The 12,804-nt window shown below is 53.8% G+C and carries 10 protein-coding genes; 6 read left to right on the top strand and 4 right to left on the bottom strand.

Features of this window, described 5'->3' with window-relative positions:
- The 6 genes from metG (at position 1) to sanA (ending at position 7,178) form a co-directional block, all read left to right on the top strand.
- Positions 1-2,034: a methionine--tRNA ligase gene (gene metG / locus ACXKZD_RS06410; protein ID WP_488981946.1), complete on the top strand. Its 2,034-nt coding sequence runs from the start codon at positions 1-3 to the stop codon at positions 2,032-2,034.
- A gap of 233 nt (positions 2,035-2,267) precedes the next feature.
- Positions 2,268-2,660, top strand: coding sequence for a CidA/LrgA family protein (locus ACXKZD_RS06405; protein ID WP_010248237.1), 393 nt, complete (start codon positions 2,268-2,270; stop codon positions 2,658-2,660).
- Entirely contained in the window at positions 2,653-3,345 is a 693-nt protein-coding gene (locus tag ACXKZD_RS06400; protein WP_488981945.1) for a CidB/LrgB family autolysis modulator, read from the top strand. Before ACXKZD_RS06405 ends, ACXKZD_RS06400 begins: the two co-directional genes overlap by 8 nt.
- 120 nt (positions 3,346-3,465) lie before the next feature.
- Positions 3,466-4,356: a cytidine deaminase gene (gene cdd, locus ACXKZD_RS06395; protein ID WP_187495304.1), complete on the top strand. Its 891-nt coding sequence runs from the start codon at positions 3,466-3,468 to the stop codon at positions 4,354-4,356.
- Positions 4,357-4,625: 269 nt separating this feature from the next.
- Positions 4,626-6,323 carry an NAD-dependent malic enzyme gene (locus ACXKZD_RS06390; RefSeq protein ID WP_010248245.1) on the top strand — a complete coding sequence of 566 codons (1,698 nt, stop codon included), beginning with the start codon at positions 4,626-4,628 and terminating at the stop codon, positions 6,321-6,323.
- A gap of 135 nt (positions 6,324-6,458) precedes the next feature.
- Positions 6,459-7,178 carry an outer membrane permeability protein SanA gene (gene sanA / locus ACXKZD_RS06385; protein ID WP_010248246.1) on the top strand — a complete coding sequence of 240 codons (720 nt, stop codon included), beginning with the start codon at positions 6,459-6,461 and terminating at the stop codon, positions 7,176-7,178.
- A 656-nt stretch (positions 7,179-7,834) separates the two neighbouring features.
- Here sanA and mglC read toward each other — a convergent pair.
- The 4 genes from mglC to galS form a co-directional block, all read right to left on the bottom strand.
- Entirely contained in the window at positions 7,835-8,845 is a 1,011-nt protein-coding gene (mglC, locus tag ACXKZD_RS06380; RefSeq protein WP_010248248.1) for a galactose/methyl galactoside ABC transporter permease MglC, read from the bottom strand.
- A 19-nt stretch (positions 8,846-8,864) separates the two neighbouring features.
- The gene (gene mglA, locus ACXKZD_RS06375) at positions 8,865-10,385 is read right to left on the bottom strand and encodes a galactose/methyl galactoside ABC transporter ATP-binding protein MglA (RefSeq protein WP_010248250.1); all 1,521 of its coding nucleotides are present in this window, start codon (positions 10,383-10,385) and stop codon (positions 8,865-8,867) included.
- Between the two features lie 68 nt (positions 10,386-10,453).
- Positions 10,454-11,449 (bottom strand): galactose/glucose ABC transporter substrate-binding protein MglB, encoded by a 996-nt coding sequence (mglB, locus tag ACXKZD_RS06370; RefSeq protein WP_010248252.1) that lies wholly within the window; start codon positions 11,447-11,449, stop codon positions 10,454-10,456.
- A gap of 311 nt (positions 11,450-11,760) precedes the next feature.
- Positions 11,761-12,801, bottom strand: a complete 1,041-nt coding sequence (galS, locus tag ACXKZD_RS06365; protein ID WP_022625039.1) for an HTH-type transcriptional regulator GalS — start codon at positions 12,799-12,801, stop codon at positions 11,761-11,763.
- Positions 12,802-12,804 lie beyond the last annotated feature (3 nt).

Here is a 12,804-nt window from a genome sequence, read left to right as displayed (position 1 = left end):
ATGACTCAAGTCGCTAAAAAAATTCTGGTAACGTGCGCACTGCCTTACGCGAACGGATCAATCCATCTCGGCCATATGCTCGAGCATATCCAGGCCGACATTTGGGTGCGTTATCAGCGAATGCGTGGCAATCAGGTTTATTTCATCTGCGCCGATGATGCGCACGGCACGCCTATCATGCTGAAAGCTCAGCAGTTAGGGATTGCACCGGAGCAGATGATTGCAGAAATGAAAAGCGAGCATGAAGCCGACTTTGCCGGTTTCAACGTCAGCTATGACAACTATCACTCGACCCACGGCGACGAAAACCGTGAGCTTTCTGCGCTGATTTATGGCCGTCTGAAAGAGAACGGTTTTATTAAAAACCGCACCATCTCCCAGCTTTACGATCCGGAAAAAGGGATGTTCCTGCCTGACCGTTTTGTGAAAGGCACCTGCCCGAAATGTAAATCTGCCGATCAGTATGGCGATAACTGCGAAGTGTGTGGCGCGACCTACAGCCCGACCGAGCTGATCGAGCCAAAATCGGTGGTCTCTGGCGCGACACCGGTTCTGCGCGACTCTGAACACTTCTTCTTTGATCTGCCCTCGTTCAGCGCAATGCTGCAGGCCTGGACCCGCTCGGGTGCGCTGCAGGATCAGGTGGCGAACAAAATGCAGGAGTGGTTCGATTCGGGCCTGCAGCAGTGGGATATCTCCCGCGACGCGCCTTACTTCGGCTTTGAAATTCCGGACGCGCCAGGCAAATATTTTTATGTCTGGCTGGATGCGCCTATCGGCTACATGGGCTCGTTCAAGAACCTGTGCGACAAGCGCGGCGACATCGACTTCGACGAATTCTGGCGTAAAGACTCTACTACCGAGCTCTATCACTTCATCGGTAAAGATATCGTCTACTTCCACAGCCTGTTCTGGCCAGCGATGCTGGAAGGCAGTAACTTCCGCAAGCCGAACAACCTGTTTGTGCACGGCTATGTCACCGTCAACGGTGCCAAGATGTCGAAGTCGCGCGGCACCTTTATTAAAGCCAGCACCTGGCTGCAGCATCTGGATGCGGACAGCCTGCGTTACTACTACGCGGCGAAACTCTCTTCACGTATCGACGATATCGATCTGAATCTGGAAGATTTCGTCCAGCGCGTAAACGCCGACATCGTCAACAAAGTGGTTAACCTGGCGTCACGTAACGCGGGCTTTATCACCAAACGCTTTGACGGCAAACTGGCGGCTGAGCTGGCCGATCCGGCGCTCTATCAGACCTTTGTGGACGCGTCAGAGAAGATTGGTGAAGCCTGGGCCGGTCGTGAATACAGCCGTGCTATTCGTGAGATCATGGCGCTGGCTGACCTGGCGAACCGTTATGTCGATGAGCAGGCTCCGTGGGTGGTGGCGAAGCAGGAAGGCCGTGATGCCGATCTGCAGGCGATCTGCTCAATGGGCATTAACCTGTTCCGCATTCTGATGACCTGGCTGAAGCCGGTGCTGCCGTCACTGAGCGCCCGTGCAGAAGGCTTCCTGAACTGCGAACTGAGCTGGGATGCTATCGCGCAACCGCTGCTGGACCACCAGGTTGCGCCATTCAAAGCGCTCTACAGCCGCATTGAGATGGCAAAGGTTGAAGGACTGATTGAGGCCTCGAAAGAGGATGCCGCTGCCGCCAGTGCACCGGCCGCTAGCGGCCCGCTGGCAGATTCGCCGGTAGGTGACACCATCACCATCGACGATTTCGCCAAAGTTGATATGCGCGTGGCGCTGATTGAGCAGGCTGAACTGGTTGAGGGTTCAGACAAGCTGCTGCGCCTGCAGCTCGACCTGGGCGGTGAAAAGCGTCAGATCTTCTCGGGTATCCGCGCCGCCTATCCCGATCCCTCTGTGCTGGTCGGTAAAATGACCATTATCGTGGCCAACCTCGCGCCGCGTAAAATGCGCTTTGGTATCTCTGAAGGCATGGTGCTGTCAGCGGGTCCTGGCGGCAAAGATCTGTTTGTGCTGTCCGTCGACAGCGGTGCTGTACCGGGAATGCCCGTTAAGTAACACTCTGCATTCTGCGGCTTTAACCGCTTAGCGCAGTGCCGTTCTCAAACCCTTCGTGCCTCATCACGGGCGCGAAGGGTTATCACTCCTCGCTCTGAATGTGCACCGCTTCCATTCCACTCCCGCCCCTGAAAATCTGTATCTGCTACGGCCACACCGCTGCATAAATGTGATCGCTAGCACGCTAAGCGGTTAATGCGTATGATGAAGCTCAGTGAAAACAGGAGCCTGCCATGCTCACCGTGCTGTCTGTCTGCGGGCGCTATCTTCGCGCCTTTATCATCATTTATCTCTGTTTATACGCCGGAATCGGCATCGCCTCGCTGCTGCCCATCAAACTGCCCGGCAGCATCCTTGGGATGTTAATTCTGTTTGCCCTGCTCGCCTCGCAGATCCTGCCGGTCAGCTGGGTTAAACCGGGCTGCCATCTGCTGATTCGCTATATGGCGCTGCTGTTTGTGCCGATCAGCGTCGGGGTGATGAGCTACACCGATATTCTGACCGCGCAGTTTGGCCCTATCGTGATCTCCTGCGTCGTCAGCACCTTCCTGGTTCTCTCTATTGTTGGCGTAAGCGCCCACCAGCTTCATAGTCGCCGTCCGGCCGGGGAGTCAGGCGATGAGTGAAATATGGTGGTCACTGCCACTGACCCTGGCGGCATTTTTTCTGGCACGCAAACTGGCGATACGGCTGAAAATCTCGCTGCTCAATCCGCTGCTGGTGGCGATGGCGATTATTATCCCGATTCTGCTGCTGTTGCAGCTGCCCTATTCGCGCTATTTCGCGGGCAGTCAGATTCTTAATCAGCTGCTGCAACCGGCTGTTGTCGCGCTGGCACTGCCGCTGTATGAGCAGATGCATCAGATCCGTGCCCGGTGGAAATCGATTATTGGCGTCTGCTTTATCGGCAGTGTGACCGCCATGACCTCTGGCACCGCTATTGCTCTGTGGATGGGTGCCACGCCTGAGATCGCCGCTACCATCGTTCCTAAATCCGTTACCACGCCCATTGCGATGGCCGTCTCCGGTTCGCTGCACGGTATTCCCGCCATCAGCGCCATCTGCGTGCTGATTGCCGGGGTACTGGGTGCGGTGTTCGGACTTACCGTACTGAATCTGCTTGGCGTGAAATCTAAGGCAGCGCGCGGACTGGCGATAGGTAACGCGTCGCACGCACTCGGCACAGCGCGCGCCGCTGAACTCGACTATCAGGAAGGGGCATTCAGTTCACTGGCGTTGGTGATCTGCGGCATCATCACCTCACTGCTGGCGCCGTTTATTTTTCCGCTGCTGCTGCACTGGTTTGGCTGAAAGTTTGCGAGAGATCTCGCAAAGTTGAAACATGCAACACAGGTTACATTGTCAGAGCGATGTGGATCACATATAAACCGGTGACTGGCACATCGCCCTGCTGAATCTAATGAGGCTCACATGCAATCCCGTTTCCTCTCTGCCTTTGAGGCATTGCCGTCAACGCTGCAAACCGCACTCGCTCCGCTGCTGGACGATCCTGGCTTTCAGGCGGTGCTGAGCGCCGACCAGGTCGCCTCACTGCAGCAACAGACACAGATGGATGCCGATGCTCTGGCGCTGGCGCTGCTGCCTCTGGCGGCGGCCTGTGCCGTTGCTACCGTGTCGCATTTTAACGTCGGGGCTATCGCCCGTGGCGTCAGCGGCAACTGGTACTTCGGGGCCAACATGGAATTTATCGGTACGCCTTTGCAGCAGACGGTTCACGCCGAGCAGAGCGCCATTACTCATGCATGGCTGCGTGGCGAAAGTCAGCTTGAGACGATCACCGTTAACTACACGCCGTGCGGTCACTGCCGTCAGTTTATGAACGAGCTGAACAGCGGCACGAACATTCGCATCAGCCTGCCACAACGCGCGATCAGCACCCTGGCCGATTATCTGCCGGATGCCTTTGGACCGCGCGATCTGGACATCACGACCTTCCTGATGGACAGCGTGGATCACGGTTATGTAGCCGAAGGCGATGAACTAGTGCAGGCCGCGGTTGCCGCTGCCAATGCCAGCCACGCGCCTTACAGCCAGTCACACGCCGGTGTTGCGCTGCTGACCGCAAACGGCGCGATTGTCACCGGGCGCTATGCGGAAAATGCCGCCTTTAACCCGAGTTTCCCGCCCCTTCAGGCGGCGCTGGTCCTGCTGAACATGCAGGGTGGCGATGTTCGTCAGATAAAAAAAGCGGTATTAGCCGAAGTAGAAAATGCCACGCTAAGCCAGTTCGCCGCCACACAGGCGACACTTGAGACATTTGGTTGCGGTGAGCTGCTGCAGGTGACGCTGTACAAAGCATAACCCGCTGTCAGAGAGGCCACAGTTTTGTGAGCTTTTATGAACAAACGCTGTACTTCTGCGGGAAATTTCATAGGATCTGGCGCCAGAATTCACGTGATTACAAATTACTCTGAATAATTCAGGTTGCAGGATGGCAGCACGGTCGTGAATGTTTCTGCAGCGGTTACCCTGCCGCTGCCAGGCCTGCAGTCTGAGCTATAACGAGTAAGAAAACTGGCGCTACCTTTCCGGCGTGACGCCAGACAACACTGCAACCGGAGCATTACCGCATGGAACTCGACTACGAAAGTAAACGCCCGCTGTATATCCCTTATGCTGGCCCGATTTTGCTGGAATTTCCCCTGCTGAACAAAGGCAGCGCCTTTAGTATCGAAGAACGTAACGAATTCAACCTCAACGGTCTGCTGCCAGAAGCAGTGGAATCGATTGAAGAGCAGGCGCAGCGAGCCTGGCGTCAGTTCCAGGACTTCAAAAACAATAACGATAAGCATGTCTACCTGCGTAACATCCAGGACACCAACGAAACGCTGTTCTACCGCCTGCTGGATAACCATCTCGAAGAGATGATGCCCATCATCTACACCCCGACAGTCGGCGCAGCCTGCGAACACTTCTCTGAAATCTACCGTCGTGCGCGTGGCGTGTTCATCTCCTACCCTAACCGCGACCATATCGAAGATATGCTGCAAAACGCCACCAAGCAGAATGTGAAGGTGATCGTGGTGACTGATGGCGAGCGTATTCTGGGCCTCGGCGATCAGGGCATCGGTGGTATGGGTATCCCGATTGGTAAGCTTTCACTCTACACCGCCTGTGGCGGCATCAGTCCGGCTTACACCCTGCCGGTGGTGCTGGATGTTGGTACCAACAACCAGCAGTTGCTGAACGATCCGCTCTATATGGGCTGGCGTCATCCGCGCATCACTGGCGAAGAGTATGATGCGTTCGTGAACGATTTTATTCAGGCCGTTAAACGCCGCTGGCCGAAAGTGCTGTTGCAGTTTGAAGATTTCGCCCAGAAGAATGCCATGCCGCTGCTGAACCGCTATCGCGATGAAGTCTGCTGCTTTAACGATGATATTCAGGGCACTGCCGCCGTGACCGTGGGTACGCTGATTGCCGCCAGCCGCGCCGCCGGCAGCCGCCTGTGCGAGCAGAAAGTGGTGTTCCTGGGTGCCGGTTCCGCAGGTTGTGGTATCGCTGAACAGATCATCGCACAGATGAAATCCGAAGGTCTGAGTGACGAGGAAGCGCGTGGCCGGGTAATGATGGTGGATCGCTTTGGTCTGCTCACTGACAAGCTGCCTAACCTGCTCGATTTCCAGAGCAAGCTGGTGCAGAAGAGCGAAAACCTGCAGCAGTGGGATGTCACCAATGATTCCATCTCGCTGCTGGACGTGGTGCGCAATGCGCAGCCCGATATTCTGATTGGTGTCTCTGGCCAGCCGGGCCTGTTCACCGAAGAGATCATCCGCGAGATGCACAAGCACTGTAAGCGCCCTATTGTGATGCCACTGTCGAACCCGACATCACGCGTGGAAGCGACGCCAGCCGATATCATCGCCTGGACTGACGGTGCCGCGCTGGTCGCAACCGGCAGTCCGTTCTCGCCGGTGAGCTGGAACGGTAAAACCTATCCGATTGCGCAGTGCAACAACTCCTACATCTTCCCGGGCATTGGTCTGGGTGTGATTGCTTCGGGTGCCAGCCGCGTTACTGATACCATGCTGATGACCGCCAGCCGCGCGCTCGCTGACTGCTCTCCGCTGGTGAATGAAGGTGAAGGCCCGGTGCTGCCTGAGATTAAAGATATCCAGGGTGTATCGAAAATCATTGCGATGGAAGTCGGTAAAGCTGCTCAGCTGGCGGGTGTCGCCGTAGTGACCTCTGAAGATGTGTTGTCACAGGCTATCGCCAACAACTTCTGGCTGCCGCAGTACCGTCATTATCGTCGTACCTCGATTTAATCTTCAGACTGCCGGATTGCATCCGATCCGGCAGTGTTCAAAAAGAGCACAGCCAGCCGGCAGTAACTTGCTTCACAGTGACAGCTCAAGTAGCCTTGTCCCATCTCACTATTCTGACATCGAGTCTCCAGGCGCATGCTGAAACGCGTTTTCATTGGTCTGCTTTTCATCATCTTACTGATGATGGCAACGGCGCTCGGCCTTGATCGCTGGATCAGCTGGAAAACTGCGCCCTTTATCTACGAAAATGTCGCCTCTTTGCCACATCGTCAGGTCGGTGTGGTACTGGGTACGGCGAAATATTATCGCACCGGCGTCATCAATCAGTATTACCTCTATCGTATGCAGGGCGCGCTGAATGCCTACAACAGCGGCAAGGTCAATTATCTGCTGTTAAGCGGTGATAACGCGCTGCAAAGCTATAACGAGCCGATGACGATGCGCCGCGATCTCATCAAAGCCGGTGTCGATCCGGCTGATATCGTGCTGGACTATGCCGGTTTCCGCACGCTGGATTCGATTGTGCGCACCCGCAAAGTGTTTGATACCAACGACTTCATTATTATCACGCAGCGTTTCCATTGTGAGCGTGCCCTGTTTATCGCCTTACAGCTGGGTATTCAGGCGCAGTGTTATGCGGTGCCCTCACCGAAGAACATGCTTAGCGTGCGCTTCCGTGAGGTAGGTGCCCGGCTGGGCGCGCTGGTGGATCTCTTCCTGCTAAAGCGCGAACCCCGCTTCCTGGGCCCACTGGTGCCGATCCCCGCCGTGCGCGATGTCCCTGAAGATGCGCAGAGTTACCCGGCAGTGACGCCGGAGCAGCTGCTGGAGCTGGAACAGAAGCTGCGGAAATAGCTCACGCGCTGCGGCTTATTTATGCTGGTTACTGCTGTGCCGAAGTCTGGCAGTGACGTGCAGGGCTCAGGGAGCTGACGGTAATATGCTGGCTCAGGGAGCATACGTTTAGTCGCCGTCTGTTACTATGCAGCGATCATTAAGCTGATTAATTACATGACTACGGTAGATAATTCAGTGCTACTTCCCCTCTGAAAGCCGACTTAGACTGCTGAGAGATCTGAAGAGGGTGAATCTTATAACAATGAATAAGCTCAACGCGCAGGGAACACGGTCAGAAGAGGAAAGCGTCCCACGCCAGGGACAAAAACGCCGGGAGCGTTTTTGAACAACGCAAAGCGTTGGCCCGGAAACGGGCGCACCTCAGGGATGAGGTGCGTAATCGCGTGGGCCGAGCGTGTCATGGATGACGGCTTTTGCGACTTTCCGATCTGACCGTGTTCCCTACGCATACTCGATCTCACAGCAACGACCCCAGCACTCTCCGCTATAAAAAGCGTTCTGCGGGGGGAATGACACGGGCAGATCATTTACTGGCCTTAGCGTCTTTCCGATCTGACCGTGTTCCCTTCGCAGCCTCGACCTCATAGCAGCTCCCCCTTGACTCCCCATAAAAAAAGCGACCCGAAGGTCGCTTCTTTAGCGTGGAGTTGGACTTACTTCTTACGGGAATATTTCAGGGAATCCAGCGCCACGGCGAAGATGATGATGCCGCCTTTAATGATGTACTGCCAGTAAGGGTTAACGCCGATATAGGTCAGACCATAGTTGATGACGGTGAAGATCAACACACCGGTCACTACGCCCGCCACGCTACCCACACCACCGGCGAAGGAGACACCGCCGACCACACAGGCCGCAATCGCATCCAGCTCATACATAAAGCCAAGGTTGTTGGTGGCCGAACCGATACGACCCGCTTCCAGCATCCCGCCGAAGGCATAGAACACACCTGACAGGGCATAAATCATGATCAGGTTCAGGTTGACGTTAACGCCTGAGACTTTCGCCGCTTCCGGGTTACCGCCGATAGCAAAAATGTTCTTGCCGAAACGGGTTTTATTCCACAGCACCCAGACGAAAATAATGGCAATCACGGCGTAAAAGGTGATGAACGAAAGCTTGAAATCACCAAAGCGTAAGAAGCCCTGGGTAAATTTCGAGAACCCTGTATCAAAACCGGCAATCGGTGATGCGCCAACAAAGTCGTAATAGAGTGAGTTGATACCGTAAACGATGATCATGGTGCCCAGCGTGGTGATAAATGGCGTTACCTTGAGGTAAGCAATAATCACACCGTTGACCAGACCAATCACGCCGCCGATGATGCACACGGTCAGAATAACCAGTGGAATCGGCACCGTATCCAGCGTCGGGAAGACTTTGTTCGCGTTATCCATCGCCTGCAGCAGCGTCGCGGCGACCACCGCCGCCAGACCGACCTGACGTCCGGCTGACAGGTCAGTACCCTGCGTCACAATCAGACCCGCCACACCCAGTGCAATAATAATGCGCACCGAAGATTGGGTCAGAATATTACTCAGGTTCATTAAACTTAAAAATGAGGGGTCCTGGAAAATAATAATAGCCAGCAATACCAGCAGCACGACATAAATGCCGCCCTCTTTTAACCAGGTTAGCGCATTCTTTTTTGTAGTCGCTTTCATGTTAACAGCCCTTGCTTCATTAAAGGTGTAATGACGCTAAACGCAATATTTCGTTCTGCGTGGTCGTTTTGGTATCAACTATGCCTGCTACCAGACCATTACTCATTACCAGAATACGATCGGTAATGCCTAACAGCTCCGGCATTTCGGATGAGATAATAATGATGCCCTTTTCTCTTTTCGCCAGCTCAGCAATTAACTGGTAAATTTCGAATTTTGCACCAACATCAATACCGCGAGTGGGTTCATCAAGCATCAGGATTTCAGGCTGGGTCAATAACCAGCGGCCAATAATCACTTTTTGCTGGTTACCGCCCGAAAGCGAACCAATCTGAGTATGGTGGCCTGGCGTTTTTACACGCATAGAATCGATCACCCATTGGGTATCACTCTTCATGCGTTTATTATCCAGCAGTCCCATACTGTTTTTATATTTTTTGATATTGGAAATAAGCGAGTTAAAACCAATGTCGAGGAAAGCATAAATACCGGTTGAGCGACGCTCTTCAGTCACCAGCGCAAAACCGTGGTTAATGGCTTCATTGGCGCTGTGATTATTAATCGGTTTGCCATGCAGTTTAATGGTGCCGCCCGATTTTTCGCGAATGCCAAACAGCGTTTCGACGATATCGGTACGTTTGGCGCCCACCAGCCCGGCAATGCCGAGTATCTCCCCTTTACGCAAATCAAATGAGATGTCGCGAATCGATGGCTGACGCAGTGACGTCAGATGACGCACCTCAAGAATCGTCTCGCCTGGCACGTTGGTACGGTCAGGGAAACGCTGGTTCAGTGAACGGCCGACCATCATGGAGATGATCTTATCCATATCCAGCCCTTCCAGCGGCTGAGAGGTGATCCACTGACCATCACGCAGGATAGTGATCTCATCACACAGCTGGAAAATCTCTTCCATTTTGTGCGAAATATAAACAATGCCACAGCCGCGATCTTTCAGCTTACGAATAATCGTGAACAGGTGATTAACCTCTTTCTCGGTTAACGAGGAGGTCGGCTCATCCATAATCACAATTTTCGCGTCATAGGAAAACGCTTTGGCAATTTCAATCATCTGCATCTGCGATACAGAAAGATTGGCAACTTTGTCGCGCGGATCGATATCGATATCCAGCTCGTCAAAAATCGCTTTAGTATCCCGGTACATTTTATCCTGATCGACAAAGAAGCCTTTGCGCGGATAACGCCCAAGCCACATGTTATCCATCACGGTACGCTGCAGGACCAGGTTTAATTCCTGATGCACCATCGACACGCCATTTTCCAGCGCCTCTTTGGAACTTTTATAGTCGATCTCTTTACCCTGAAACAGGATACTGCCGGTATCTTTTTTATAAATACCAAACAGGCATTTTAATAAGGTGGATTTCCCGGCACCGTTCTCGCCCATTAATGCATGAACAGAGTGAGGCCGCACTTTTAAATTCACATTATCTAACGCTTTAACGCCGGGAAATGATTTTGAGACATCCGTCATTTCCAGCAGATATTCTCGCTGCGCGGTCGTATTATCACTGGCCATATTTTACCTGGCTAAAAAACGGTGGTGACATAAAAAAGGCGCGACAGCGGTCGCGCCCGTAATCGATCTTATTTCACGAACTGAGACAGATTTTCTTTATCAACCGGCACGTAAGGAACGCGGACGATCTTATCAACCATCTTGAAGTTTGTTCCGTCGGTGGCGGCTTTGCCGTTAGCCAGATTGTTGGCAATATCCAGCGTTGCTTTCGCCTGGTTTTCCGCATCGTTCAGCACGGTACCGGCCAGCGCACCGGATTTCACCAGCGCCAGCGCTTCTGGCAGTGCATCGACGCCGAAGACCGGGATTGAGGTCATGTTGTGCGCTTTCAGCGCTTCAACCGCACCCATCGCCATCGCATCGTTGTTGGCAATCACCACTTCGATTTTTTTGGCATTCGGGCCTGACAGCCACGCATCCATCTTATCTTTGGCCTGCGCGGTATCCCACATTGCAGTATCCATCGCTAACTGCTGGGTTTTCAGACCATCTTTGTTCAGGGTATCGATCACATATTTGGTACGGGCTTCTGCATCAGGATGGCCCGGCTCGCCTTTCAGCAGCACGAACTGAATCTGACCATCTTTGTTCAGATCCCACGCGGGTGTGGCTTTCCAGTGCTTCTCAATCAGCTGACCCTGAATGATGCCTGACTCTTTAGAGTCGGTACCGACATAGTAAGCTTTGTCATAACCGGCCAGCACTTTGGCGTTAGGTTCTTTGTTGAAGAAGACCACCGGCACGTCGTTGGCACGCGCTTTGTCTACTACCACCGCAGCCGCAGCCGGGTCAACCAGGTTAATCGCCAGCGCTTTCACGCCTTTTGCCATCAGCACGTCAATCTGATCGTTCTGTTTGGACTGGTCATTCTGTGAATCATTCATCAGCAACTGCACGCCACCGATCGCTTTCGCTTCTTTCTCGATGTCTTTGCGCACCATTGACATGAAGTTGTCATCATATTTGTAAATGGTCACGCCGATACGGGTGTCAGCTGCGTGAGCGGTTGCACCAAACATCATGCTGGCAACCAGTGCTGTAAGCGTGAAAACCTTCTTATTCATGGTATCTCCGGTTTTATTATGCAGGGTCTTTTTAGCGCTACCGCGCCATAAAGGCGGGAGAGCAATCGGTAAAACAGATCGGCGCGTCGGTTAACGTAATGAGGATGTTAAGCCATTGAACACCGTCTAAAACCTGACTTCCCTGTGACAGAATGCTTCCATGAAGAGGGTATAAACCCTTTAACCGGCTACTGAGACCACAACTGATGCCGTTACACTGGCGTTACATAATGTTTCAGTCCGGTAAGACGCTGCCATCATAGTGAGAGCAATGTTAATTAACTGTGAATGTAATCACAGATTGAAAACGGTTACATGGCTGAATCGCCTGAATTAGTGACGGACTCCACATTTTGCCGCTGCGCCACCGAATGACGCCGCACCAGCGTTGGCATAAAGATGTGCGTTGCCGTGTCATCCAGCAGTCCGGCTGCGCCCTGCAGCGCCAGTTCAGTGGCGATTTTTGCCATAGATACAATGGGATAGCGCACAGTGGTTAACTGCGGATCGGTGTAACGGGAAATGGGGATGTCATCAAAGCCAATGACAGAAAAATGCTGTGGCACCTGGATGCCGTTGTCTTTCAGCGCAGTGAGTGCACCAGCCGCCATGCCGTCGTTATAGGCAAACACCGCACTGAGGTTGAGATTGCGTCCCAGCAGCTCCACCATCGCCGCTTCGCCGCCCTGCATATCGGGCTCTGCGCTGGCTATCCAGCTCTCCTGGGGCCGGATGCCCTGCTCTGCCATCGCCTGAATCCACCCTTCACGGCGCTGCGCCACATCTTCGATGGGATGGCTTGAACAAAGGTAGCCAATCCGGCTATGCCCCTGCTGTAGCAGGGTTCGTGAAGCCATCAATGCACCCGTGACGTTATCCAGACTGACACTGCGGTGTTCAAATCCGGGCACGATGCGGTTAATCACCACCATGCCCGGAACGTGGCGCATAAAATCCGCCAGCTCAGCGTCAGGCAGCGTTTTCGCGTGCACCACCAGGGCGCTGCAACGCTGACGAATCAGCACTTCAATGGCATGACGCTCTTTCTCTTCCTGATGCCAGGAGTTGCTGATTAACACATGTTTGTGCACGCGCTGCGCCACGGTATCCACCGCTTTAACCAGTGCACCGAAGAAGGGATCCGAAACATCCATCACCACCACGCCAATGGTGTCACTGACCTGCGTCGCCAGCGCCTGCGCATTGGCGTTGGGGCGATAGCCCAGCGCTTCCACCGCCTGTAACACGGCGTCGCGGGTGTCAGAGGTGACGGCGCTGCTCTGATTGAGGACGCGCGACACGGTCGCCACCGACACGCCAGCCTGACGGGCAACATCACGAATTGTTATCATGCA

It is taken from the genome of Pantoea sp. ABR1s (genome assembly GCF_057812235.1).
This window is presented reverse-complemented; position numbering and strand designations above follow the sequence as displayed.

Coding starts and splice junctions, on each gene's coding strand:
- ACXKZD_RS06390 (WP_010248245.1), top strand. CDS start 4,626: ATGGAACTCGACTACGAAAGTAAACGCCCGCTGTATATCCCTTATGCT.
- metG (WP_488981946.1), top strand. CDS start 1: ATGACTCAAGTCGCTAAAAAAATTCTGGTAACGTGCGCACTGCCTTAC.
- mglC (WP_010248248.1), bottom strand. CDS start 8,845: ATGAAAGCGACTACAAAAAAGAATGCGCTAACCTGGTTAAAAGAGGGC.
- mglA (WP_010248250.1), bottom strand. CDS start 10,385: ATGGCCAGTGATAATACGACCGCGCAGCGAGAATATCTGCTGGAAATG.
- sanA (WP_010248246.1), top strand. CDS start 6,459: ATGCTGAAACGCGTTTTCATTGGTCTGCTTTTCATCATCTTACTGATG.
- cdd (WP_187495304.1), top strand. CDS start 3,466: ATGCAATCCCGTTTCCTCTCTGCCTTTGAGGCATTGCCGTCAACGCTG.
- ACXKZD_RS06405 (WP_010248237.1), top strand. CDS start 2,268: ATGCTCACCGTGCTGTCTGTCTGCGGGCGCTATCTTCGCGCCTTTATC.
- mglB (WP_010248252.1), bottom strand. CDS start 11,449: ATGAATAAGAAGGTTTTCACGCTTACAGCACTGGTTGCCAGCATGATG.
- ACXKZD_RS06400 (WP_488981945.1), top strand. CDS start 2,653: ATGAGTGAAATATGGTGGTCACTGCCACTGACCCTGGCGGCATTTTTT.
- galS (WP_022625039.1), bottom strand. CDS start 12,801: ATGATAACAATTCGTGATGTTGCCCGTCAGGCTGGCGTGTCGGTGGCG.